Raw genomic sequence first — 24,082 nt, forward strand, 5'->3', positions numbered from 1 at the left:
TTCTCCGGGACCGCCAGAGGCGCGGCCCGGCCATAGCGTGTCGCCGGCTCAGGCGCGACCGTCCGTGACCCCGCCGACGAGGTTGAGGCGCAGCAGGAAGTCGGAGGCGAAATCCGTGCGGACCACCGGTTCCCGCGCCGCCGGCTCCCGGAGATGGTCGCGCTCGGCCTTGCGCGCCGCCACCGCCTCCGCCACCGTGACGTCCCGGAATGCGAGGCGCGCCCCGCCGCGCGCCTGGGCGAGGCGGCCGAGATCGGGGCCGATCACGCTGGCGATCTTCGGGTATCCGCCGGTGGATTGGCGGTCGGCCATCAGCACGATCGGCAGGCCGTTGCCGGGGACCTGGATCGCGCCCATCGCCACGCCGTCGGAGACGATATCGTGGCCCTTGGCGTGCTTCACGGGCGTCCCGTCCAGGAAGCAGGCCATCCGGTCGCCCCGGGGCGAGACGGTCCAGGGCCCGGCCAGGAAGGCCGCAATCTGGTCGGGGGCGAAGTAATCGTCCTGCGGACCCAGCACCACGCGGATCAGGCGCGCATCCCGCTCCAGCCAGGGCACGACGAGCCTGTGGGGCGTCGCCGCGCCCGGTCGTCCCTCGGCCACGGGCAGGCGGTCGCCGGCGGTGAGGCCGCGCCCGTCGAGGCCGCCGAGGGCCGAGCGGGTGTGGGTCGCGGTGGATCCGAGGACCGGCGCCACGTCGAGCCGGCCGCTCACCGCGAGGTAGCCCCAGGACCCGGCATCGCCAGCCCGCACCGCCAGGGTCCGACCCGGCTCAAGGGTCAGCGCGACGGCGCCGGACAAAGCCGCCCCGTCCAGGGCGATCCGGAAGCCCGGCGCGACCAGGGCGAGGCCGACCGCGCCCTCCGCCGCCGTGACCGTGACCCCGCCGGTGGAGACCTCCATGGCGGTGGCGTCGAGGGGGTTGCCGGCCGCGCGGTTGGCGGTGGCGTGCATCAGCGGGTCCATCGGCCCCGCCGCGGTGATGCCGTAGCGCAGGTAGCCGTGCCGGCCGCCATCCTGTAGCGTGATCCCGGGGCCGGCGGCCTCGACGACGAGCGCCGTCATCAGCGCGACTCCCAGCGGCGCACCACCGCCTCGCCCGCCGCCTCGCGGGCGCGCAGCGCGTCGAAGGTCGCGGCATCGACGGGTTCGAAGCGGATCAGGTCGCCCGCGCCGACGAAGAAGCTCGGGTCGCGCTCCGGCGCGTAGAGCCGGGCCGGGGTGGCGCCGATCACGTACCAGCCGGTCGGCATCGGCACGGTGGCGACCGCGGCGAGCCCGCCGCCGATCACCACGGCGTTTGCCGGGTGGGGCGGCCGCGGGCTCGCCCGCCGGGGCACCGCCAGAGCCTGCGGTAGGCCGCCGAGATACGCGAAGCCCGGGGCGAAGCCGTACATGTAGACCCGGTAGGTCGCCCCGGCATGGGTCGACACCACCGCTTCGGGGGCGAGGCCGGTGCGCTCTGCGACCTCGGCGATGTCCTCGCCATGGGGGGCGTCGTAGCAGCAGGGCAGCGTCCACAGGGTCGTGGCGGCCGCCCGGGTGGCGGTGCCTGCCACGAGGGCCCGGACCCGGTCCGCGAGCGCTGCGCGGTCGAGCACCAGCGGATCGTAGTGGAGCATCAGGGAGCGGTAGGTCGGGACGCGTTCCCGCAGGCCCGCGGGCGGGTCGGCACCCAGGGCGTCGTCGAGCGCCAGGACCCGGTCGCTGATCGCGGGGTCGACGGTCGTGCCGAACTCGACCACCAGCGCCGCCTCGCCCGCGTCGAGGAGACGGGGCTCGCTGACGACGTCGCTCACGGACCGAACGGCGCCAGCGTCACCCCGGCCGCCTCCAGCCGGTCCCGGACCGCCCGGGCGGTGGCGACCGCGTGGGCCGAGTCGCCGTGGACGCAGATCGAGCGGATCGGCGTCGGCAACGCCGCGCCGCTGGCCGTGAGGATCGCCCCGGCCTCGACCATCCGCAGGACCCGCTCGGCGGCCGCGCCGGAATCGGTGATCAGGGCGCCGGGCTGTCCTCGGGGGATCAGAAGGCCGGATTCCGTATAGCCACGGTCGGCGAAGATCTCCTGATGCACCGCGAGCCCGAAATCCTCGGCCGCGGCAACCTGCGCGCTGAGCGCGATCGCGAGCATGGCGAGGTCCCGGTCCACCGCCCGCACCGCCCGGGCGATGGCGTCGGCCACAGGCCGTTCCTCGGCGGCGAGGTTTCCGAGCGCCCCGTGCGCTTTCACGTAGGTGATGCGATGGCCGGCATAGGCCGCCAGCGCCGCCGCGGCCCCGACCTGATAGGCCACCAGCCGCTCGATCTCGTCCGGGCTGAACGGCATCCGGCGGCGACCGAAGCCCCACAGATCGGGGAAACCCGGATGGGCGCCCACCGCGACACCCCGCGCCTGCGCCAGGGCGAAGGTCCGGGCCATGATCTCGGGATCGCCCGCGTGCAAGCCGCAGGCGACGTTGGCCGAGGTCACGATGTCCAGGATCGCCGCGTCGTCGCCGCAGGCATAGGCGCCGTAGCCCTCGCCGAGATCCGAGTTCAGGTCCACGCTCGTCAACGGATCCGCTCCCCTGCAACTCCGTCGCGCCGCCGGGCCCGATTCGATCCGCGGCCAGGGCGGAACGCGCCTGCATGAGCTTTGAACAGCCCGGACCGGAGTGCAAGGTCGATGCCGCACCGTCCGCCGGAGAATCCGACGACGGGGCCTGCGGGGACGCACGGCCGCTGCGCAAGGCCGGCGCCTCGAGGCTCCGCGAATTCAGATCGTGTACTGCGACACGGTGAAGTTCGCGACATCTACCTCGGAACTCCCGGGAGGATTTAGCATTTAGCCCGGAGTAAAATATCTGGAGGAATGTTTATGAAGGTCTCACGTCTGGCCAGTGCCGTCGCGCTCCTGACCCTGGTCGCCGGCCCCGCCCTCGCGGCCCCGTGCAGCACCGGGACGACCATGCCCAAGACCCCGGATCAGCAGGCATCCAACCCCAAGAGCTCCGATGTCGACAAGTCGAGCAAGAACCTCGCCGGCGGCCAGCAGCCTGCCTCGCCCGGCACGGTCGGGGCCATGAACAACGCGGGTGCTGCTCAGACAGCGGACGCGCAGGCGACGGCGAATGCCCCCAAGTCCAGCGCCGACCCGGGTGCCGCGAACCTCGCGGGCGGCAAGCAGCCGTCCTCTCCCGGGACCGTGGGTGCGATGAACAACACCATGGCCGATCGTCAGACCGCGCCGGTTCAGGGCGACGGCTGCTGATTTAGCACAACCCTGTTGCACGTCATGCGGAAGCCCGCCTCGCCCGTCGAGGCGGGCTTTTTCGTCCGTGCGGCCCGTGTCCGCCCTCCGGAGGGCGACGTGCGTCCTGCGACCCCGATGACATCGCCTCGCTGCATGCCGGCGTCGGACGACCGGTCCGATTGCGTGCTCTGGGCCTCTCCACGCGCATCTGATCGAATCGATCGCATTCGGCGCGGCGCCTGAACGGTCTTCGATGACACCCTGATACGGTCGTTGAGCCCCGGGCCCGCGCAGCGCGCCCCCGATGGCCTCGCGCTTTCAGGCTGATCTCGGCCCACCCGGCGCCGAAACGCATCCCCCCCTATCGACCGTCACGGAGTTTGAGCCGGGCTCATCCGGGTGTATCGGGTACATTCGGCATTCAATCCGGGATGTTTCGGCAATCACGCGGGGGCTTGGGGTGGGTCGGAGAACGCGCCTCATCGTTGGGCTGCTGCTGCTCGGGGCGATCGGCGTCGCCGTTTCGGAGCCGGGGCGAGGATTGCGCGCCCAGGCCGCCCTCGGCCTGCATGCGGCCAGCGAGCGGCTCGCGGTCCTCCTGCCCGCCACGCGCAAGCCGCCGGCGGCCGAGGCGCGGTTGCCGGCGCTGCGTACCGCCGTGGAAGACGGGCGGACCTTCATCCGGCTGTCCGATCCAGAGCGCGCGCGGATCGGGCTTATCACCGAAACGCGCCCGGCCGTGCAGCATCGCCAGGAGCTGACCGCCTACGGCACCGTTCTCGATCTCGCCCGCATCACCGAGCTCGCCAACAGCTACGCGGGCGCCGTCGCCGCGCTCCAGACCGCCCAGGCGCGGGCCGAGGTCTCGGCCAGCGCCGCCCGCCGCGCCCGCAACCTCGGCGCCGGGGTGGTGGCGGTCGCCCAGATCGAGACCGCCGAGGGCACGCTCCTGACCGACCGGGCCGCCCAGGCGGCAGCCGAATCGCAGGTGCGGACCCTCGCGGCGACCGCGCGGCAGGAATGGGGTTCCGCGCTCGGCAAGGCGATCATCGACCGCGCGCCCCTCGTCACCCGGCTGATCGAGCGCGCGGATTTCCTGATGCAGGTGACGCTGCCGCCCGGGGAGACCTTCGCGAGCCCGCCGCAGGCCGTCTTCGCCGAGGTGCCGCCGCAGAGCGAGCGGGTCGCCCTGCGCCTGGTCTCGCCCGCCACCCGGACCGATCCCCGCCTCCAGGGTCAGAGCTTCTTCTATCTCGTGTCCGGCGACAGCGGCCTCCTGCCCGGCACCAGCACGATGGCGTTCCTGCCGGGCGAGCGCGCAGTCCGCGGCGTGCTCGTTCCAGAGGATGCCGTGGTCCACGGGGAGGGGAGCAGCTGGGTCTATCGCGGCACCGGCGACGGCGCCTACGTCCGGCACCCGATCCGGCCGGACGCCCCCATGTCGGCGGACGCCTACGTGGTCGAGGATCTGCCGGACGGCGCGGAGATCGTGCTGCGGGGCGGCCAGGCCCTCCTCTCCGAGGAGATGAAGAGCCGCATCCGCGTGGTGGGCGACGACGATGACTGAGCCGTCCGGCTGGGCTGGCCGCTTCGGTCCCCAGGCTGCCCTCGTCGGTTTCGCCGTCCGTCAGCCGCGGGTGGTGCTGGCCCTGGCCTGCGCCCTCGTGATCTTCGGACTCACCGCGCTGGCCGGCGCCCGCTACGATGTCTTTCCCGAATTCGCGCCGCCGACCGTAACGATCCAGGCCGAGGCGCCGGGCCTCGACTCGGAGCAGGTCGAGGTGCTGGTGACGCAGCCGGTCGAGGTCGCGGTCGGCGGCCTCCCCGGCCTGGAGACGCTGCGCTCGACCTCGATCCAGGGCCTGTCGGTGATCACCGCCGTGTTCAGGCCGGGCAGCGACGTCGACCGGGTGCGCCAGCGGGTCAACGAGCGGCTGGCGGCTTTGTCGGGGCGCCTGCCCGACGGTGTCGCGGCGCCCGCGATGACCCCGCTCACCTCCTCGACCCTCACGGTGCTCCTCGTCGGGCTGACCTCCGGCACCCGGGATGCCATGGATCTGCGCCACGTCGCCGAATGGACCGTGCGCCGACGCCTCCAGGCGGTGCCGGGCATCGCCCAGGTGTCGCTCTACGGGGGTGCCGTGCGGGCGCTGCAGGTGCAGATCCGCCCGGACGACCTGATCCGCTACCAGATCGGCCTCAACGACGTGCTGGCCGCGGCCCGCAAGGCGACCGGCGTGCGCGGGGCCGGCTTCGTCGACACCCCGAACCAGCGCGTGCTGCTGCGGACCGAGGGGCAGTCGCTCACCCCGGAGGCGCTCGGGCGGACGGTGCTCCACAATGACGGCGGAGCGAGCGTGGTGCTCTCCGACGTGGCCACGGTCACGGCCGCCCCGGAGCCGGCGATCAGCGCCGCCCTGGTGGACGGCAAGCCCGGCGTTCTGCTGATGGTCGGCGCCCAGGTCGGGGTCGATACCCGGGCGGTGACGGCCCGCCTCGAGGCCGCCCTGGACGAGCTGCGCCCGGTCCTCAACCGAGAGGAGGTGTCCCTGCGCGCCGACCTGTTCCGGCCGGCGAACTTCGTGGATGTCGCCACCGGCAACGTGATCCAGGCCCTGGCGTTCGGCGGGGTCCTGGTGGTGATCGTGCTCCTGGTCTTCCTGGCGGATTGGCGGGCGGCGCTGATCAGCGCGGCGGCGATCCCGCTGTCGCTGATCGCCGCCGCGCTCGCCCTCCAAGCCTGGGGCGAGAGCCTTAACACGATGACGCTGGGTGGCCTCGCCCTCGCCATCGGCGAGGTCGTCGACGACGCGGTGATCGGCGTCGAGAACGTTTCCCGCCGCCTGCGGGCGGCGCGCCCCGGCGGGCAAGGGGCCGCCCGGGTTGTGCTCGGCGCGATGCTCGAAGTGCGCAGCTCGGTTGCCTACGCCACCCTGGCGGTGCTGCTGATGTTCCTGCCGGTCCTGGCGCTCACCGGGGTGGCGGGACGCCTGTTCGGCCCCCTGGCCCTCGCCTACGTCGCGGCGGTCGTCGCCTCGCTGCTCGTCGCGCTGACCGTGACGCCGGCGCTGGCGCTGCTCCTCCTCGGCGGCCGCAATGCCCGGGACGCCGCGACCCGCGAACCCCCGGTCGTGCGCTGGAGCCGCGCGGGATATCTGGCGCTGCTGGCGCGGATTGGCCGGGTGCCGCGGATCACGATGCTCGTGGGCGTGCTGGTGACGCTCGGCGGCGCCGCCATCCTGCCGACCCTCGGGGCGGTGTTCCTGCCCGACCTGAAGGAAGGCCACATGATCCTGCACATGGTGGCCGTGCCCGGCACCTCCCTGCAGGAATCGCAGCGGCTCAGCGGCCTCGTCACCGGCGGCCTGAAAGGCATCCCGGGGGTACGGGCGGTGGCCGCACAGATCGGGCGCGCGGAGGCCGGAGAGGACACGGCGGGACCCCATTACAGCGAGATCCATATCGACCTGGAGCCCGGCCTCGACGGGGCCGCGCAGCGGAATATCGAGATGGCGATCCGCACGCTGGTCGCGGGTTTTCCCGGCGCGGCCTTTTCGCTGAAGACCTTCCTGACCGAACGCATCGAGGAGACGGTGTCGGGCTTCACCGCGCCGGTGGTCGTCAACGTGGTCGGCAGCGATCTCGACCGGATCGAGGCCGCCGCCCGCTCGGTGGCGCGCGAGCTCGCGGAGGTGAAGGGTGCCCGGGACGTCCAGCAGGCCTCCCCGGCCGGCCTGCCGCAGGTGACCGTGGCCCTGCGGCCGGTCGATCTGCGCCATTGGGGGCTCGATCCGGTGGAGGTGCTGGAGGCGGTGCGCACCGCCTACCAGGGCGATGTCGTCGGTCAGACCTACCGCGGCAATGCGACGGTCAACGTGTTGGTGATCCTCGACGCGCAGGTTCGGCGCCGGCTCAGTGCGATCGGCGATTTACCCTTGCGGGTGCCCGGCGGCCGCTTCGTCCGCCTCTCGCAGGTCGCCGATGTCTACGAGAGTGCCGGCCGCTATCAGGTGCAGCATCTTGGGGCGCAGCGGATGCAGGCGGTCACCGCCAACGTCGAGGGCCGCGACGTGTCGGGTTTCGTGGCGGCGGCCAAGCGCAAGATCGCCCGCGAGGTCCGGCTGCCCGAGGGGGTCTACGTCGCCTTCTCGGGGGCCGCGGAGGCGCAGGACACGGCCCGGCGCGACCTGATGATCCATGCCGGGCTGGCGGGCTTCGGGATCATCGTGCTGCTCGCTGTTGTCACCGGTTCCACGGCGAATCTGATGCTCGTCCTCGTCAACCTACCCTTCGCCTTCGTGGGCGGCGTGGCGGCGGCCGCGCTCGCGGGCGGCGTATTGTCGCTGGGTTCGATCGTGGGCTTCGTCACCCTCTCGGGGATCTCGCTGCGCAACAGCGTGATGATGGTTGCCCATTACGAGCAGATGGTGAACCGCGACGGCCGGCCCTGGGATGCCGCCACCGCCGCGGAGGGTGCGGCCGATCGGATGGTTCCGATCCTGATGACCTCCCTTGTCACCGGTCTCGGGCTGCTGCCCCTCGCCCTCGGCGCGGGCGAGCCCGGTCGGGAGATCGAAGGACCGATGGCGCTCGTGATCCTGGGCGGCCTCACGACCTCGACGGTTCTGAACCTCCTGGTCCTGCCGGTGCTGGCCCTGCGCTTCGCCCGCTTCCGGCCCGTCGACGATGCGCTGGCGGTCCTCCAGTCCTGAACTCGACCGATGTCGCCGCATCGGTGCGGTGCGGGCGCACTCTCGAATCCAGATCCATCTGGCGAGGCGGATTTGCGGTACACAAGGACCGTTTTTTGGGGCTCCGGACCAATACGACCGATTGATTGCAGTCATATCGAATAATTACATCAAATACAGGCGAGAAATTTATTTTGATATATGTTTAATATCCCAAAAAATGCATGCAAGGTAAATATTGATCGAGCTTAAAGACCAATATCGCCTGCCTTTGACCGCCGTGGCTTTCTCGGTCGCGCCGATACTGCAGGATGTATTGACCCAACGGGCATCGGCCAGCCCGGACATCGCGGGATATTCGACGCATCACGACGGCGGATCGGTCGAGGCCCGCCCCGACGGTCGAGCGGGACGAAGATTAATTGTGGTTAGGAGGAGCTTATGAAAAGCTAGCGGGCGAATACACAATTAACGAGTCATTAACCATGACTGTGTCTCTATCATGCCATGTTCGCCATGGGAAAGGCAGAAATGAGCATGATCGCGGCTCCCACAGCCTCTTGGTCCCACATTCTGACGCAGGTCGCGGAGAGTCTGGACCGGATCTCCGAGAAACCGTCGGCGGAGATCTTAAGGCTCAAACCGACCTCCGGTCCGGCCGACATGCCCGCGCTGCGGCTGAGCCTGGATTCCGAGGAGGTCCCGGCCGCGGTCGTCCCGCAGCCGGCCGTCAACGACGCCGAGCCGGTCCCGGCACCGGTCTCGGAACAGGCCTCCGGACCGACGTCGTCCGACGTTCAGCCCGACGCCGTCTCCGACTGGATGACGACCCTCGACATCATCAACGGCATGGTCGGTCTTGCCGACGAGCAGAAGAAGCGCCTGCGCGAGCAGAGCGCCTCGCACGGGGTGCTGCTCGAAACCGTGCAGCGCGAGCTCAAGGAGACGCAGCAGCGCCTGCAGCTCTCCGAGATGCGGGCCCACGAGATCCAGACGCGGGCCGATATCCGCCTGCAGCGGGTCCAGGCCGATGCGGATGCGCAGGTCGAGGAGATCCGTGCGGAAGCCGAGGCCCGGGTGCGCACGCTCCAGGCCGAGGCGGAAGCCTGGGTCCGGGCGGCCGAAGAGCAGGTGCGGGTCGCCGACCTCCGGGCCTATACCGCCGAGAAGTGGCTGTCCCGGATCGACGCGGCCGCCAAGACGCTGCTGCTCGGCGGCCATATGAGCCAGATCGAGGCCGAGGCCTGAGCGAACGGGCGCTCCACCCCCGTCGCTCCCGTCCTCCAGCCCGGCCCCAGGATCGATCATGGAACAGTCACGACGGATCGCCTCCGATCAGTCCGGCGCGGTGCTCGCCGCCACCGAGCCGACCACGGACGGCGCGATGTCCCAGGGCAAGGTCGTCGTCCTGACCTCGCTCCCGACGGCCGCGAAATGGTCGGGCCTGCTCGATCGGGTGCGCGGTGCGGCCGAATATATCCGCGCGGTCGAGGATCGCGCCCAGGATTACGAGGGACGCGTCCAGGACCTCGTCGAGCAGGTCCGTGCCGACCTCCGGGACGCCGATGCGAAGGTTCGCGCCGCCGAGCAACGCACCGACGAGGCCGAGGCGCAGGCCGCGATCCAGATCCGGGCCGCGGAGGAGCGGGCCCGTATCGCCGAGGAGCGCGCCGCGCTGGCCGAGGAGTGGCTGCGGCGGATCTCCGAAACGATCGAGGCCGAATTCGTCATGGCCCCTGCCGATTCGCGCAGGACCGCCGTGTCGGCCATTTGAGAGCAATCGTCGAACCCCCGGCCATCGGGGGTTCTTCGACCTGCGGATGATGCTGTGGCGGGCGTTTCCGGAGAGACGCGTGACGCAGCGTCGCCAACGCCGCCGTCTTGAGACACGAACGGGCAGAAGGGAACCGCGATGCCAGCGATGGACGAGGCGTTCTGGGCCAACCTCGATGCGCAGATCGTCGCGCACCGGCAGGACGGCCAGGACAAGCCGCCGGCCGCATCCCCCCAGCCGGCGCCGGTGATCGCCGTGGTGAACGGCGCGGCTCCGGCGCCCCGCCGGATGCCCTCGGACTGGACCGGTGTGCTCGACACCCTCACCGCGGCCAAGAGCGCCGCCCAGCAGCAGGAAACGCGCCTGCGGGAGCAGGCCGCCGAGCAGGACGCCCTGCTCCAGGAATTGAAGCGCTCGCAGCAGGAAGTCCGCGCCTTCGAGGTGCTGCTGCGCGAGGTTCAGGCTCAGGCGGACGCGAAGGCCGGGGAAATCCGGGCCCGCGCCGAGGCGCAGATCGGGAAGCTCCAGGCCGAGGCCGCCGCGCAGATGCAGGCGATGGAGGCGCGGGTCCAGGCTGCCGAACGACGCGCCGAGGCCGCCGAGGGCTGGCTGGTGCGGATCGAGCAGGCGAGCCGGGATCTGGCGCCCGCGGAGCGACGGGTCGCGGCGTAGGGACCATCAACTGGGGGGCGGGGCCATGTGCGCGCCGCGCCGCGTCCGCGCCGGGACGGCGGAACGATCGATCCGGGTGCCAGCGCTGGCGGCTCTGCTGGCGCTGTCGCTCGGCGGCTGCGTGACCTTGTCGGAGGGGCCTGTCGACCGGGACGTGATCGAGCAGGTCTTCCCGACCGCTCCCAGCGCGGCCGTGAGGGGCGCCGCCCAGGACCCCGCATGGCGGCTGCGGCTGACGCGCCTTTAAGCTCGCACCGTAACGCCTGTCGCCCCCCGCCTGCGCGATACGCGGTCGGGCCTGCCGGCATGCGATGTTACCGGCCATCCATCCCACAGCCGTCGCACGGCCCTCGGCGCATGCCTCATCCATTTGGGGGACGCGCTTCTCGTTCTCGTTGCTAAAACGAATGTACGAGCAACCCTAAGCCAGGGCCCCGACCATGCCCGAGCTGCCGTCGTGACGCGATCGACGAGCGCACCGGCCGCGTTCGCCGCCGTCCTCGGACACGTGGCGCAGCCTGCCGCCCGGACGGCACCGCCCGCCATGCCCGTCGAGGAGGCCGATCACCACCGCGAGCCGTAGGTTACGTCCGCGTTCAACCTGTCCCTGACAGCGGAGTGTGGCGATGGAAGAACTCGAGACCTATTCGCACCTGGTCGGGTCGATCTACGACCGTGTCGGCCAGCCGGAAGAGTGGTCCGCGCTTCTGGAAGACCTCGTCGGCTTCGTCGGCGGCCGGGTCGGGCAGCTCGCCGTGTTCAGCCTGGACGGGTCGCGCAAGCCCATGTGGGCGGTGTCAGGGTTCGACCGGACGCAGTACCGCACGTTCCTCTACCGGCACGCCACCGAGGACCCCCGGCTTCCCTACATCCTGTCGAACCAGGGCAAGGTGATTCGCGCCGAGGAGGGGGTCGATCCCGCCCAGTTCCGCGAGACGGCCCTGTTCAAGGAGGTCGTCCGGCCGTTCGGCATCGAGCACAGCCTGGTCACGTATTTCGCCCGGGAAGCCGACGTGATGGCGACCCTCGCGGCCATGCGCGACGAGGAGGCGGGCCCGTTCCAGTCCGCAGAGATGCGGCGCCTGTCGACGCTCGTGCCGCATCTGCGCCGGGCCTTCGAATTCTACGCCCTGATGCGGCAGGCCTCGGAGCGGTCCTCCGATCTCGCCTCCGCCCTCGACCTCCTCGACGCGGCCGTGATCCTCACGGATTCCCGTCTGCGCGTCGCCCATGCCAACCGCGCCGCCGAGGCATTGGCGAAGTCCCGCACGGGCCTGTCCCTCGACCGGGGCAGCCTCGCCATCAAGGACGGGCCGTGCTCGCGCCGGATCGCCAAAGCCGCCACCGAGGCGCTCGCCGCCGCCAAGGGCGGGGTCAAGATCACCCAGGCCGACCATATCGCCATCACCTGTGCCGAGACCGGCACCCCGATGCGGGTCTCGCTCCATCCCCTGTCCAAGCGTCCGACGGGCACGGGCTCGCGGGTCAGGGCCGAACTCGCCGTGGTGATCCGCAACGGCGCACCCAAGCTGCAGGAGGGGGCCCCCGGCCGCCTGCAATGCCTGTTCGGATTGACCGGCGCGGAGGCGGTCCTCGCCCACGCGGTCGCCTCGGGGCGCTCGCTCAGCACCCATGCCCGGGAGCGGGGGATCGCGATCTCCACCGTGCGGACGCAGCTGCGCGCCCTGTTCGCCAAGACCCAGACGCACCGACAGGGCGAACTCGTCGCGCGCCTACGCGAAGGCCTGGATATCTCCCTGAACTGACGGCCCGCCCCGCCGAACGCGGCCGCCTTGTGGAATGGAGTCGCGCATGCCCGATCCCGCCGCGCCCTGCCTCGCGGAGCTGGAAGCCCTGCCGGTGGCGGATCGCTGGCCGGTGGCCCGCGACTGGATCCGGCGCGCCCCCGGACCCTTCTTCGCGCAGTTGCGGGAGCGTGCGCCGATCCTGGATTGCGGCGCGGTCGTCCTCGTGGCCAGGCGCGCCGACGTGGCCGAAATCCTCACCCTGCCGAGCGTCTTCTCCGTCGCGCTCTACAAGCCCAAGATGGGCTCGTTCATGCTGGCGCTCGACGGGACCGAGGTGAACTACAGGGACAAGGCGGTGATGCGCGCCGTGCTGCCCTGGGGCGACCTTCCGGCCATCCGGACGCGCGCGGGCGCGATCACCGATGGGGTTCTCGACGCGGGCGGCGGATCGCTCGACGTCGTCGCGTCGATTGCGCGCCTGGTGCCGATGCGGATCGTCCAGGAGTTCCTCGGCTTCCCGGCGCCGGACGCCGACCTCTTGCGCTGGTCGTATGCGAACCAGCTCGACCAGTTTAACAACCTGCCCTTCGACGGGCGTCCGGATGCCGCGAAGGTCCAGGCCGCCGCCGAGCACGCCCGCGCGGAGATGCAGGCCGCTTTCGCGTCGCTCATTCCGGCCCGGCTCGCGGCCATCGAGGCGGGCGCGAACCCGCCCGACGACGTGCTCACGCGGCTTCTGCGGCTGCAGATGCCGGTCGCGGCCGGCTTCGGGATCGACCGGGTGGTCATCAACGTCGGCGGTCTCCTCATCGGCACCATCGAGACCACCGCGGAGGCCGTGGTGAATGCTCTGGCCGAGATCCTGCGGCGCCCGGACGTCCACGCGGCGGCGCGGGCCGCCGCGGCCGACATCGCGGCCTTCGACGGTTTCGTGTGGGAAGCGCTCCGTTTCGCGCCGATCGTCGCCTTCATGTTCCGGCAGGCCGAGACCGACCACGTGCTCGGACGCGGTGGCCCGGGGGCGCGCCGGATCCAGAAGGGCAGGGTGGTGCTGCCCCTCAGCCTGTCGGCGATGTTCGACGCCGACTGGGTGCCCGATCCCGAGCGCTTCGACCCGACCCGGCCCGACCACGCGTACCTGCATTTCGGCCTCGGTCACCACGAATGCCTGGGCCGCTACATGGCCGGCGTCATGATCCCGGAGATGGTGCGCCGGATCCTCCTCCGGGACGATCTCCGCGCCGAGAGCGCCGTCGAGGATGACGGCACGCCGTTCCCGACCGCTTTCCGGATCGCCTACGCGTGCGATCCCGCAGCGGTGCCAGACGGTCACTGACCTGCCGCCGCCGGACTGCCCAGGCGGTCAGTCTCGCGCGTTGCGGTGCCCGAGGAGACCGGTCCTCAGCCGCCGCAGGTTTCCGCCGCCAGCCAGACGGTGAGGATCGCGGTGGCGTCGAGCAGATCGTCGATCGCCATGGCCTCGTCGGGGTTGTGGCTGCCGTTGGCGTTGCGCACGAACAGCATGGCCATCGGCACGCCGGCCTTGGCGAACGCGGCGGCGTCGTGGGAGGCGGGGCTGCCGAGGGGCCGGGTCGCGATGCCGAGCGCGTCCGCCGCCGCCGCGAGCCCGTCGCGGATCCGGGGCGCGACCGCGCCCACGGAGGCCTCCGCTCGGGACCCGAGCGCCACCTTGACGCCGCGGCGCTCCGCCGCCGCCACAGCGTCCAGGAAGGCGGCCTCCAGTTCCGCCAGCACCCCGGCCGTGTAGGCCCGCATGTCCAGGCTGAAGCGGAATTCGCCGGGGACCGTGGTCATACCGTGCGCCGCGGCGTCGGTGTGGAACCGGCCGAAGGTGACCGCCATCGGGCAGCCGGCCGCCTCCCGCTCCGCCCAGACCCGGTCGAGGGCGAGGGCGATCTCCGCGCCGGCTATGGCGGCGTCCCGGCGGAAGCGGCGCGGGGTGCCGACATGGTCGTAACGCCCGCGGATCCGGACATCGGGATAGCGCACGTTGCCCGGGATCCCGGTGCAGAGCCCGACCGGGATCCCGGCTTCCTCGAGGCTCGGAGCCTGCTCGATATGCACCTCCAGGAAGGCGTGGATCGCGGTGGCGTCGAGGGCGGGCGGGCCGGCCCGCAGCGCTTCCGGGTCGCCGCCCGCCCGGGCGATATGCCCGGCGAGCGCTTGGCCGTCGTCGATCCGGACGGCATCGAGGGCCCCGTCCGGGAGGCTGCCGAGCGCTGCCCGGCTGCCGACGTAGGATACCTGGAACCAGACGCTCTCCTCGGCGCGGATCGCCATGACGGTGATGTCGCGCTCCGGCGTCAGACCGAGCCGGCGGATGGCCGCGACGGCGGCGAGGCCGGCCACCACGCCGGCGGCCCCGTCGTAATTGCCGCCCTGGGGCACGGTGTCGAGATGGGAGCCGATCAGGATCGGCGGCAAGCGGCGGTCCCGGCCCGGCAGGGTCATGGTGGTGTTGGCGGCGGCATCCCGCCGGACCGCGAGGCCGAGTTCCTCGGCGCAGCGCACCACCACCGCGTGGGCCGCGGTCTCCTCCGGGCTGTAGGAGGCCCGCGTGAACCCGGGCTCGGTCCGGCCGCAGCGGGCCAGCGCCGCGAACAAAGCCTCAACCCGGCCCCGCTGCGCGCGGACTGCCGCGCCGATCGCCGATGCCGTTTCCATCCCTGCGCCGCTCCAAGCCCGGATCGCTCGCCGCTGCGCTGCCATTTCCGTGCCGCCCGCGCCGTAGCCGGTCCGACGCCGAGCGTCAGCGCCGCGGCGCATCAGCCGAGGACGCGTTTCAGGCTGGGCTCGAACCGTGAGCAGCCGGTCGAGAATTCGGGACGGCGATCATTGCCGTGACGGGCGCACATATCGGCTCGCCCCGGGAAGCGGATGTCGGGATCCGCGGCATGACCGCTCCGTGCCTCAGAAGCGGCCGCGCTTCAGTGCCGTTATACGTCGGCCCCGTATTCCGGTCTTTGAAGCGGATGGTCCCGGGCGAATTCTGCCCGTCGCGTGTACAAGTGACGCCAATATGCGCAAGCCATCCGGCGATCTGCAGCCTCTTTGACCTTCCCGTCCCCGACCCCGCGGCCGACAATCGAGCGTGCGGCCGAGGGAGCTTTGGAATCGATGACGCAACTCACGCGGCGCGGCGTCCTGGGCACGGCGGCATTCCTGGCGGCGCCTGCGCTCATCCGGCCGGCCTTCGCCGCCGATACGGTCAAGCTCGGCTGCCTGTTCTCGTCCTCCGGCACGATGGCCAATCTTGAGGGCCGGCTGAACCACGTGGTCCGGATGGCGGCCGACGAGATCAACGGGCGCGGCGGCGTCAACGGCCGTCAGATCGAGGTCGTGACCTCCGATCCCGCCTCGGACTGGCCGCTCTACGCACAGGTCGGACGGCAGATGCTCCAGCAGGAGAAGGTCGCGGCCCTGTTCGGGTGCTGGACTTCGGTGTCGCGGAAGTCGGTGCTTCCGGTCGTCGAGCAGAATGACGGGTTGCTGTTCTACCCGCTGCATTTCGAGGGCGACGAGAATTCGAAGAACGTCGTCTACGTGAACTCACCGCCTGCGAGTTCCGTGCTGCCCGCGGTCGACTACCTGATGGGTCCGGACGGGGTCGGCGCGAAGCGCTTCTTCATGATCGGCTCGGATTATGTCTGGCCGCGCACGATCAACAAGCAGCTGAAGGGCTATTGGACGGGCAAGGGCATCCCCGAGACCGCGTGGCGCGAGGAATACGTGCCCTTCGGCTTCTCGAACTTCCAGACGCTGGTGAACCAGGTGCGCAGCTTCGCCAGCCAGCCCGGCGGCCAGCCGATCGTGGTGCTCACCGTCGTCGGCTCCTCGATCCCCGATTTTCTGCGCGAATTCGCCAACCAGGGCATCAGTGCCACCGACGTCCCGATCCTCGGCCTCGACATGGTGGAGGCCGATCTGGAGGGTCTCGATACCGGGAAGCTCGTCGGCCATCTGAACTGCTGGGCCTATCTCCAGGCTGCCAAGGGCGAGCGTAACAGGAAATTCCTCGGCGACTGGGCATCCTACGTGAAGGCCAAGAACGTCCCGTTCAGCGCCGACACCGTGATCGATCCGATGGTTTCGGCCTACGACAGCGTCCAGCTCTGGGCGCTGGCCGCCGCCAAGGCGGGGTCCTTCGCGGTCCCGGAGGTGCGCAAGGCCTTCGCGGGTCTGAGCTTCGACGACCCGTCCGGCTACACGCTGACCATGACGGGGGCGGACAACTACGTCTCCCGCGGCGTCTTCATCGGGTCGGTCAACGAGAAGCGCGGCTTCGACGTGCTCTGGCAATCCCCCGACGCCCCGAAGCCGGTCCCGTTCAGCCCCTATGGCTGATCCGGGGCGGCGTGCCATCCTGGCGCTCTGGTCCCTGGCGCTCGCCTGTCTCGCTCTCCCGGCCACCGCCGCACCGTTCGACCGGGCGGCGCTCGCGGCCGCGCTCTGCGGCGACGGGGCAGCGCAGGTGCGCGGGGCCGAGGGCCTCGTCCAGGCCGGCGGCGCGCTGCCGGGCGATGACCTGGCGTTCGCGGGGCGGATCCTGGGCGCGTTGGCCGAGCGCCGCCTGTCCTGCACCGCCGAGGGCGCGGTCCTGCTCGATCGCCCGGGGGCGCCCGAGGGCCGCGACGCCGTCACCGACGCGGTTCGGCCGGCCGCGGAGGCGCGCGCGCCCGTCCTCGGCCTGCGCCAGCGCGCCGCCGTCGAGACCGCGCGCGGCATGATCGGCCTCCTGACCGGACCGGATCCGGCGGCGCGCGCCGCCGGTCTCGCGGTCCTGGAAAGGCGCATCGCGACCGTGCCGGAGGCGGTGTTCGACCGGGCGCGGGACGCGGAGACGGATCCCGGTCTGAAGTCCACCATCGCCGGCCTCGCCCAGGCGGCCGCCCTGTCTTCGGCCGATCCGGCCCGGCGCGTCGCGGCGATTGGCGCCGTGGCGGCGAGTCCGTCCGGGACCGCCCGGGCGCGGCTCGCGGCGCTGAAGGGCGATCCGGCCTACGCGACCGATCCGGCCTTCCGGGCGGCCGTCGATGCGGGGCTCGCCCGGGTCGGCCGCGCGGTCGCGATCGGCGACGCCCTCGCGGTCGTCTACAACGGGTTGAGCTTCGCCAGCATCCTGTTCATGGCGGCGGCCGGGCTCGCGATCATCTTCGGCTTGATGGGCGTCATCAACCTCGCCCAGGGCGAGTTCATCATGCTCGGCGCCTACGCCACCTACGGCGTGCAGGAGGCGCTGCGCCGGTTCGCCCCCGGGCTGCTCGACCTCTACCTCGTCGCGGCGATCCCGGTGGCCTTCGGCGCCGTCGCCCTGGTGGGGATCGTGGTCGAGGCGCTGATCCTGCGCCACCTCTACCGGCGCCCGCTGATGAGCCTGCTCGCCACCTGGGCGGTGAGCCTGTTCCTGGTGAATCTGATCCGCGTCACCGTCGGGACGCAGAACCTGCAATTCGCGATGCCGGCCTACGTCAGCGGCGGCGTACCGCTCTACGCCGACTTCGTCGTCACCTGGAACCGCCTCTTCGCCATCGGCTTCGCGGTGGTGACGCTGGCCCTGACCCTGCTGATCCTGCGCCGCACCCCCCTCGGGCTCGACATCCGCGCGGTGACCCAGAACCGCGACATGGCCGCCTGCCTGGGGCTGCCGACCCGCCGGGTCGACCGCCTCGCCTTCGGCCTCGGCTCGGGGCTGGCGGGGCTCGCCGGGGTGGCGCTCTGCCCGATCTACAGCGTCAATCCCGGCATGGGCTCCGGCTTCATCATCGACAGCTTCATGGTCGTGGTGCTGGGCGGCGTCGGCAGCCTCGCCGGGACCCTGGTGGCGGCGCTCGGAGTCGGCGGCGCCAACGTGCTGCTCGAGCCGATCTCCGGCGCGGTTGCCGCCAAGGTGATCGTGCTCGTCGGCATCATCCTGTTCCTGCAGCGCCGGCCCGAGGGGCTGTTCGCGGTCCGGCGGCGGCGATGAGCGGAACCCTCCGGACCGCCCTGGCGCGCCCGACCGGGCCGGCGACGCGGGCCCTGCGCGATCCCCTGGTCGCCGGGCTGGTCGGGCTCTGCCTTGCCGCCGCGGCGGCCCTGCTGGTGGCTCCCCCCGCCCCCTACCTCGTCAACGCCCTGGGCCAGCTCGCCGCCTTCGCGATCCTGGCCGTCTCCCTCGACCTGGTCTGGGGCTATCTCGGCATCCTCAGCCTCGGGCACGGGCTGTTTTTCGCCATCGGCGGCTATGTCTGCGCCATGCACCTGCTCGCCCACGGCGCCGCCGTGACCGGGGTGCTGCCGGACTTCGTGCAGTTCATGGGCTGGAAGAGCCTCCCGGCCTACTGGGCGGGCCTCGACCACGCCGCCTACGCCTTCGTCCTCGCACTGGCGGTCGCCGGCCTCGTCGCCTTCTTGTTCGGGCTCGCCTCGTTCCGCTCGCGGGTCAACGGCGTCTATTTCTCGATCATCAGCCAGGCGCTCGTCTACGTCGCGATGCTGCTGATGTACCGCAACGATACCGGTCTCGGCGGCAACAACGGCATGACCGGCTTCCCGCTGCTGTTCGGCTGGCCGATGGGCGCCCCCGGCGTGGTCACGGGCCTCGCGGTTGCCACGCTGATGGCACTGGCCGCCGTGCTCGCCGGCGCCCGGCTCCTGGTCGGCAGCGCCGTCGGGCGGCGGATGCTCGCCTGCCGCGACGACGAGACCCGCCTGCGCACGCTGGGCTATAGCACCACCCGGCTGAAGCTCGGGATCTGGTGCCTCTCGGCCATGATCGCCGCCCTGGCCGGCATCCTGTACGTGCCGCAGGTCGGCATCATCAACCCGCGGGTGCTGGCGCCGGACCTCTCCATCGAGATCGCCGTCTGGGTGGCGATCGGCGGGCTGGGGCGGCTCGGCGGGGCGGTGATCGGCGCCGTGCTCGTCAACGGCTTGAAATTCTGGCTCAGCGCCGCGATGCCGGAGGCGTGGCCCTTCATCCTGTCGGGACTGGTGCTCCTCGTGGTGCTGGTGCTACCGAACGGGCTCCTCGACCTCGCGGGCCTCCGCCCGACCTGGCTGCGGGCGGCCCGATGAGCGCCCTGGTGGTCGATGCCCTGACGGTCGCCTTCGGGCGCTTCACCGCCCTCGATGCCGTCTCGCTGGCGGTCGATCCCGGCGAGGTGCGGGCCGTGATCGGGCCGAACGGCGCCGGCAAGACCACGCTGCTCGACGTGATCTCCGGCATCACCAAGCCGGTCGCCGGCCGGGTGACCCTGGGCGACGGGCTCGACCTGACCCAGTGCTCCGAGGCCGCGATCGCCCGGGCCGGCGTGCGGCGCAAGTTCCAGAAGCCCAGCGTCTTCCCGGCCCTCACCGTGCGCGAGAATCTGGAGATTGGCTGCGGGCCCGCGCTGGCGTCCCGCGAACGCCCCGCCCGCATCAACTCCGTCCTGGGGGAGATCGGCCTCGCCCCGCGTGCCGCGGTTTTGGCCGGACGCCTCGCCCACGGCGAGAAGCAGTGGCTGGAGATCGGCATGGTGCTGGCCGCAGAGCCCGCGCTCCTCCTGCTCGACGAGCCGGTGGCCGGTCTCTCCGACGCCGAGACGGCCCACACCGCTGCCCTGATCCGCGCGCTTCGGCGGCCGGACCGGGCGATTCTGGTGATCGAGCACGACATGGCCTTCGTGGAGGCCGTCGCCGACCGGGTGACGGTGCTGCACGAGGGTCGCACCCTCTACGAGGGCAGCATGCGCGGCGCCCGCGGCGATGCCCGGGTCATCGAGGTCTTCCTCGGGCGATGAGGGATACGCCCGCACCGGCACGCCTCGCCGTCGAGGGGCTCGACCAGCATTACGGCAGTGCGCAGGTGTTGCGCGGGATCGACCTCGCCGTCGAGCCGGGGGCCTGCCTGGCCGTGCTCGGCCGCAACGGCGCCGGCAAGACCACGCTGCTGCGCTGCCTCACCGGCCTGATCCCGGCGAGCCGCGGCCGGATCGCCCTCGACGGGATCACGTTGGACCGCCTGTCGCCGGACCGCCGCGCCCGTTCGGGCCTCGCCTACGTGCCCCAGGGCCGCGAGATTTTTTCGGAGCTGACCGTCGCCGAGAACCTGCGTGTCGCGGCCCGCGCCCACGGGCTGGAGCGCACCGATGCCGTGGACGAGGCCGTCGCGCTCTTCCCCGCCCTGCGCGGGCTCTGGCACTGCCCGGGCGGCAACCTCTCGGGCGGCCAGCAGCAGCAGCTCGCCATCGCCCGGGCGCTCGCCACGCGACCCCGGGCGCTCCTGCTGGACGAGCCGACGGAGGGCATCCAGCCCTCGATCGTGGCCGCCATCGAGACCGTGATCGCCGGCCTGAAGGGCCGGATCACGGTGCTGCTCGTGGAGCAGTATCTCGATTTTGCATTGCGGGTCGCCGACGCCGTGGTGGTGCTGTCCCGGGGCAGCGTCGTCGAGCGCGGCGCCCCCGGTGCGCTGAACCACGATACGCTGACCCGTCACATCGCCGTCTGACGGCACAACAAGGAGACGCCGTGTCCACGCATCACGAGATCCCCGCCACGCCCGAGACGATGGTGCTCGGCTACTTCGACGCCGCCCTGCCGCCGGTCCTCACCGTGGCGTCCGGCGACACCGTCACCCTGCACTCGCATCCGGCGGGCGGGCGCGAGTCGCTCCATCCCGATCCAGCCCGGGTGCCGGCCGACCTGCTCCACGCCCTCGACACCCTGCAGCGCGGCCCCGGCCCGCATTTCGTCACCGGGCCGGTCCACGTGGCGGGCGCCGAGCCCGGCGACATGCTCCAGGTCGACATCCTCGACCTGAAGTTCCGCCTGGATTGGGGCTTCGTGGCGATCCTGCCGCTGCTCGGCACCCTGCCGGACGAGTTCACCGACTACGAGACGATCCACGCCGACATCGACACCGCCCGCGGCCTCTGCCGGCTGCCCTGGGGCACGGAACTGCCCCTCGACCCGTTCTTCGGCATCCTGGGCACCGCCCCGCCCGCCGCCTGGGGCCGGGTCGGCACACCGGTGCCCCGCGCCTTCGGCGGCAACATGGACAACAAGGAGATGCGGGTCAGCACGACTTTGTACCTGCCGGTGTTCAATCCCGGCGGCGGCTTCTACGCGGGGGACGGCCACGGGGTCCAGGGCGACGGCGAGGTCTGCATCACGGCGCTCGAGACCGGGCTCACCGGCACGTTCCGCCTCACCGTGCGCAAGGATCTCCCGGGCGCCTGGCCGTTCGCCGAGACCCCCACCGACCTGATGTCCATCGGCCTGCACGAGAGCCTCGACGAGGCGATGCGGCAGGCCGTGCGCGAGATGGTCCGCCTCGTCTGCGCGCGCACCGGACTCACTCGGAACCAAGCCTATATGCTGTGCTCGCTGGCCGGAAACCTGCGGATCACCCAGACGGTCGATGGCAACAAGGGCGTGCACATGCTCATGCCCAAGGCCGCCCTCGCTCAGGCCCCGTCCCGGACAGCCTGACGCGCGATCGAATCGCCGTCTGCCAGATGTCGGATGGCGCGTCTCTCGATATTCGGGACGGCGCGCCATCGACCGGTAAGGCCGTCCCGAGCAGGGGCGTGCCTATCGCGCGCGGTCGTCTTCGATGGGGAAAGGCGTGGAGCGGGCGATCGGGATCGAACCGACGACATTCAGCTTGGGAAGCACAGGTAAGCCGTTGCTCTAGCTAGCCCGGGTTCCTCGTCGCACAGCGACGAAGGGAACGCGTTGTGGTTCAGAAAACGAAGAAGGGACGGAGCGCCGGCCAGCGCGTCCGTCCCTCGAAAGGTGTCGCTCGGCAGACCGACTATTCCGAAATAGCACCCGCCCAGATCGCGGTCCAGAGGCTCGCCCGGCGCTTCGGCCTCCCGCCCGCCACCGCGGCAGTGCTCGCCGAACTCGCCTATCCGACCGTCGACAGCTGGAGGGCGCGGGTATGAGCCGCCGCGACCTCGCCCCCATCATCGCCCGCGTCCTGGTCGAGAACCCGCCCGAGGTGATGAGCACCAGGGGCACGGTGCAGTGGATCTTCCGGACATGGCCCGACTGCTCCGGCGAGGAAGCCCTACGCGCGATCGAGATCGCGGACGAGCTCATCGCGGTCGACTGCATGGCGCGGGAGGTCTGAGCGATGGCTGGCGACCTCGTCGACCGTTTCCGGCTGCTGGTAGCGGCCTGCTGCGATCAGAGCCTGTCGCCGGCCGCGCGGGCCGTGCTGGCCCAGATCCTCGACCACTACAACAGCAAGACCGGCCAGTGCACGCCATCGCTGGACCGGCTCGCCCACACCTCCGGGCTCGCGCGCAGGTCGGTTGTGCGGGCCGTGAAGGAGCTGCGCGAGAAGGGTTGGATTGATCGAGAGCACGCGACCCGAGAGGACGGGCGGGCATTCGCCTCGAACCATTTCCGGCCGGCATTCGAGCGCGGCGACCTAGGGACAGAACGGTCCCTACCTAGGGACGAGGTTGTCCCTACCCCTGGGGACGAAACGGTCCCTAGGGTAGGGACCAAACGGTGCGCCGAGGTAGGGACCAAACGGTCCCCCGAACCTAGTAAGAAGAACCAAGGAAAAAGAACCAAGTCTGAATCGATCGATGATGCAGCCTTTGATCGATTCTGGACGGTGTTTCCCCGAAAGGTCGGGAAGGGTGCAGCTCGGCCGGTCTTCGAGCGCATCCTGTCCAAGGGGCAGGTCACAGTCGACGAGCTGACAGCTGGCGCGGAACGCTATGCGGCCGCCACAGCCGGCAAGGATCCTGAGTTCATCGCGCATCCGAAGACTTGGCTGAACGCCGAGCGCTGGGCCGACGAACCGGTCCGACATCGGGTTTCCGATAACAGCGGCGCCGGTGGCCGCCGCGGCTTCAGCGCGACTCGAGACTGGCTGATGGCGAAGGTGGATGCCGATGAGTGATCAGCTTCTCGTCCGGGCCGCTGGCGCGTCACGCCTGCCGAGTCTGATCAAACACCTCGAGCCCGAGCGCCTGATGAAGCGGCACGGCGAGGCCATCGTCACGATGTCCACCCGTTTCTCTCAGGTCGAGGTACTCTGCTACGAGGTCAGGCAGAGTCCGCGGCGGCGGGAGGAGATCCGCCGTGATTTCATGGCCTGCCCCTCGCCTGGAGCGTTGGCTGCGGTGGCGGACGACATCGAGGCCGCCCTTGCGCTCAAGCCGGACAGGCGGGCGACGCAAGCCGCCCTCGCTGTGATGTTCGACGCCCGCGTGAAGGGCCCGCAGAATCCGGAGATCTACCTCGAGGCCCTGGTCTACGACCTGGTCGACGAGGGCTTCCCTCCTGCTGTGGTGGTGGGTGCCTGCCAGCAACTTCGGCGCGAGAGCGTCTTCACACCGGAGATCGCCGAGGTGATCGCGGCGTGTCGGAAGAAACTTACCAGTTACCGCGCCGTGGCGAACCTTGCGGTGCGCCTGATCGATACTCGCAAGCAGATCGAGGCGGCACTACAAGCTTCAGATGCTGCTTCGGCCGCCGATGCAGGGGCTTTGCCATGACTATCGCCGAGTTGCAGCGCTCGCGGTCGGCGGTAGTTGGGCTGGGCTCTATCGTAGATGGCCCGCGGTGCCTGATCCCGTTTGATCGCCGGGAGGGGCTGACGATCGACGAAGCCGCGGAGATCGCCGGCCGGGACGTTCGAACGCTCAGACGCTGGTGTGTGGAGCGAGACATCGGCCGCCGGATCGCAGGCGGCCCGTGGACAGTCAGCCGGGTCGCACTTGGGATGCTCCTGAATGGCGATGACATCGCGCTGGCGGCATACCTCGCAGGAGATCGCAGTTCGGAGCCGGTGTGCGCCTACTTCGAGGGTGTGGGGTTGGCCGATCTGCCACGGCGATGGGCCGGTGCTGCGATGGCCCCGGGGTGAACGCCGCGGACATTGCGGACATCGTGACGTATCCCGGCGCGCCTCCCCTCGGGCACCATCGGCACACTCCAGCCGTAGCCTGAG

24 protein-coding genes are annotated in these 24,082 nt (G+C 71.0%); 20 read left to right on the forward strand and 4 right to left on the reverse strand.

The window, feature by feature from the left end; translation table 11 throughout:
- Nucleotides 1-48: 48 nt before the first annotated feature.
- From AC3IF1_RS09455 to AC3IF1_RS09465, 3 genes are read right to left on the reverse strand one after another with little or no spacing between them, the layout of a single operon-like run.
- Nucleotides 49-1,065, reverse strand: a complete 1,017-nt coding sequence (locus tag AC3IF1_RS09455; RefSeq protein WP_489217331.1) for a 5-oxoprolinase subunit C family protein — start codon at nt 1,063-1,065, stop codon at nt 49-51.
- Nucleotides 1,065-1,799 carry a 5-oxoprolinase subunit B family protein gene (locus AC3IF1_RS09460; protein WP_489217332.1) on the reverse strand — a complete coding sequence of 245 codons (735 nt, stop codon included), beginning with the start codon at nt 1,797-1,799 and terminating at the stop codon, nt 1,065-1,067. The genes AC3IF1_RS09455 and AC3IF1_RS09460 overlap by 1 nt, the downstream gene beginning before the upstream one ends.
- Nucleotides 1,796-2,557 (reverse strand): 5-oxoprolinase subunit PxpA, encoded by a 762-nt coding sequence (locus AC3IF1_RS09465; RefSeq protein WP_489217333.1) that lies wholly within the window; start codon nt 2,555-2,557, stop codon nt 1,796-1,798. The genes AC3IF1_RS09460 and AC3IF1_RS09465 overlap by 4 nt, the downstream gene beginning before the upstream one ends.
- A 303-nt stretch (nt 2,558-2,860) precedes the next feature.
- On the opposite strand from AC3IF1_RS09465, the gene AC3IF1_RS09470 reads away from it, so the two are divergent.
- The 9 genes from AC3IF1_RS09470 to AC3IF1_RS09510 all read left to right on the forward strand — a co-directional run bounded on the left by AC3IF1_RS09470 (nt 2,861) and on the right by AC3IF1_RS09510 (nt 13,456).
- The gene (locus tag AC3IF1_RS09470) at nt 2,861-3,253 is read left to right on the forward strand and encodes an exopolysaccharide production protein YjbE (RefSeq protein WP_489217334.1); all 393 of its coding nucleotides are present in this window, start codon (nt 2,861-2,863) and stop codon (nt 3,251-3,253) included.
- A gap of 442 nt (nt 3,254-3,695) precedes the next feature.
- Nucleotides 3,696-4,802 (forward strand): efflux RND transporter periplasmic adaptor subunit, encoded by a 1,107-nt coding sequence (locus AC3IF1_RS09475; RefSeq protein WP_489217335.1) that lies wholly within the window; start codon nt 3,696-3,698, stop codon nt 4,800-4,802.
- Nucleotides 4,795-7,947, forward strand: a complete 3,153-nt coding sequence (locus tag AC3IF1_RS09480) for an efflux RND transporter permease subunit (protein ID WP_489217336.1) — start codon at nt 4,795-4,797, stop codon at nt 7,945-7,947. The genes AC3IF1_RS09475 and AC3IF1_RS09480 overlap by 8 nt, the downstream gene beginning before the upstream one ends.
- 510 nt (nt 7,948-8,457) lie before the next feature.
- Nucleotides 8,458-9,174, forward strand: a complete 717-nt coding sequence (locus AC3IF1_RS09485; RefSeq protein WP_489217337.1) for a cell division protein DivIVA — start codon at nt 8,458-8,460, stop codon at nt 9,172-9,174.
- Nucleotides 9,175-9,232: 58 nt separating this feature from the next.
- The gene (locus tag AC3IF1_RS09490) at nt 9,233-9,700 is read left to right on the forward strand and encodes a hypothetical protein (RefSeq protein ID WP_243968581.1); all 468 of its coding nucleotides are present in this window, start codon (nt 9,233-9,235) and stop codon (nt 9,698-9,700) included.
- 138 nt (nt 9,701-9,838) lie between these two features.
- Nucleotides 9,839-10,372 (forward strand): hypothetical protein, encoded by a 534-nt coding sequence (locus AC3IF1_RS09495; protein ID WP_243968579.1) that lies wholly within the window; start codon nt 9,839-9,841, stop codon nt 10,370-10,372.
- A 25-nt stretch (nt 10,373-10,397) separates the two neighbouring features.
- Nucleotides 10,398-10,619 (forward strand): hypothetical protein, encoded by a 222-nt coding sequence (locus AC3IF1_RS09500; protein WP_489217338.1) that lies wholly within the window; start codon nt 10,398-10,400, stop codon nt 10,617-10,619.
- Nucleotides 10,620-10,998: 379 nt separating this feature from the next.
- On the forward strand, nt 10,999-12,138 hold the full coding sequence (locus AC3IF1_RS09505) for a helix-turn-helix transcriptional regulator (protein ID WP_243968575.1): 1,140 nt from the start codon (nt 10,999-11,001) through the stop codon (nt 12,136-12,138).
- A 46-nt stretch (nt 12,139-12,184) separates the two neighbouring features.
- Nucleotides 12,185-13,456, forward strand: coding sequence for a cytochrome P450 (locus AC3IF1_RS09510; protein WP_243968573.1), 1,272 nt, complete (start codon nt 12,185-12,187; stop codon nt 13,454-13,456).
- Nucleotides 13,457-13,521: 65 nt separating this feature from the next.
- Here the strand turns inward: AC3IF1_RS09510 and AC3IF1_RS09515 are convergent, their stop codons facing one another.
- On the reverse strand, nt 13,522-14,805 hold the full coding sequence (locus AC3IF1_RS09515) for a hydantoinase/carbamoylase family amidase (RefSeq protein WP_243968571.1): 1,284 nt from the start codon (nt 14,803-14,805) through the stop codon (nt 13,522-13,524).
- A 453-nt stretch (nt 14,806-15,258) separates the two neighbouring features.
- Between AC3IF1_RS09515 and AC3IF1_RS09520 the strand changes: the two genes are divergently transcribed.
- The 11 genes from AC3IF1_RS09520 to AC3IF1_RS09570 all read left to right on the forward strand — a co-directional run bounded on the left by AC3IF1_RS09520 (nt 15,259) and on the right by AC3IF1_RS09570 (nt 23,998).
- Nucleotides 15,259-16,485: a transporter substrate-binding protein gene (locus AC3IF1_RS09520; protein WP_243968569.1), complete on the forward strand. Its 1,227-nt coding sequence runs from the start codon at nt 15,259-15,261 to the stop codon at nt 16,483-16,485.
- Entirely contained in the window at nt 16,478-18,106 is a 1,629-nt protein-coding gene (urtB, locus tag AC3IF1_RS09525; RefSeq protein ID WP_489217339.1) for an urea ABC transporter permease subunit UrtB, read from the forward strand. Before AC3IF1_RS09520 ends, urtB begins: the two co-directional genes overlap by 8 nt.
- Entirely contained in the window at nt 18,103-19,197 is a 1,095-nt protein-coding gene (urtC, locus tag AC3IF1_RS09530) for an urea ABC transporter permease subunit UrtC (RefSeq protein ID WP_489217340.1), read from the forward strand. The genes urtB and urtC overlap by 4 nt, the downstream gene beginning before the upstream one ends.
- Complete coding sequence (locus AC3IF1_RS09535) at nt 19,194-19,904, forward strand: ATP-binding cassette domain-containing protein (RefSeq protein ID WP_489217341.1); 711 nt, start codon at nt 19,194-19,196, stop codon at nt 19,902-19,904. The genes urtC and AC3IF1_RS09535 overlap by 4 nt, the downstream gene beginning before the upstream one ends.
- The gene (gene urtE / locus AC3IF1_RS09540; RefSeq protein ID WP_489217342.1) at nt 19,901-20,614 is read left to right on the forward strand and encodes an urea ABC transporter ATP-binding subunit UrtE; all 714 of its coding nucleotides are present in this window, start codon (nt 19,901-19,903) and stop codon (nt 20,612-20,614) included. The genes AC3IF1_RS09535 and urtE overlap by 4 nt, the downstream gene beginning before the upstream one ends.
- A gap of 20 nt (nt 20,615-20,634) precedes the next feature.
- Complete coding sequence (locus AC3IF1_RS09545) at nt 20,635-21,597, forward strand: acetamidase/formamidase family protein (RefSeq protein WP_489217343.1); 963 nt, start codon at nt 20,635-20,637, stop codon at nt 21,595-21,597.
- Nucleotides 21,598-21,845: 248 nt separating this feature from the next.
- Complete coding sequence (locus tag AC3IF1_RS09550) at nt 21,846-22,055, forward strand: hypothetical protein (protein ID WP_489217344.1); 210 nt, start codon at nt 21,846-21,848, stop codon at nt 22,053-22,055.
- Nucleotides 22,052-22,243 carry a hypothetical protein gene (locus tag AC3IF1_RS09555; RefSeq protein WP_489217345.1) on the forward strand — a complete coding sequence of 64 codons (192 nt, stop codon included), beginning with the start codon at nt 22,052-22,054 and terminating at the stop codon, nt 22,241-22,243. Before AC3IF1_RS09550 ends, AC3IF1_RS09555 begins: the two co-directional genes overlap by 4 nt.
- A 3-nt stretch (nt 22,244-22,246) precedes the next feature.
- Complete coding sequence (locus tag AC3IF1_RS09560; protein ID WP_489217346.1) at nt 22,247-23,029, forward strand: helix-turn-helix domain-containing protein; 783 nt, start codon at nt 22,247-22,249, stop codon at nt 23,027-23,029.
- Nucleotides 23,022-23,627, forward strand: a complete 606-nt coding sequence (locus tag AC3IF1_RS09565; protein WP_489217347.1) for a hypothetical protein — start codon at nt 23,022-23,024, stop codon at nt 23,625-23,627. The genes AC3IF1_RS09560 and AC3IF1_RS09565 overlap by 8 nt, the downstream gene beginning before the upstream one ends.
- Nucleotides 23,624-23,998 (forward strand): helix-turn-helix domain-containing protein, encoded by a 375-nt coding sequence (locus AC3IF1_RS09570; protein WP_489217348.1) that lies wholly within the window; start codon nt 23,624-23,626, stop codon nt 23,996-23,998. Before AC3IF1_RS09565 ends, AC3IF1_RS09570 begins: the two co-directional genes overlap by 4 nt.
- Nucleotides 23,999-24,082 lie beyond the last annotated feature (84 nt).

It is taken from the genome of Methylobacterium sp. E-012, from assembly GCF_057836545.1.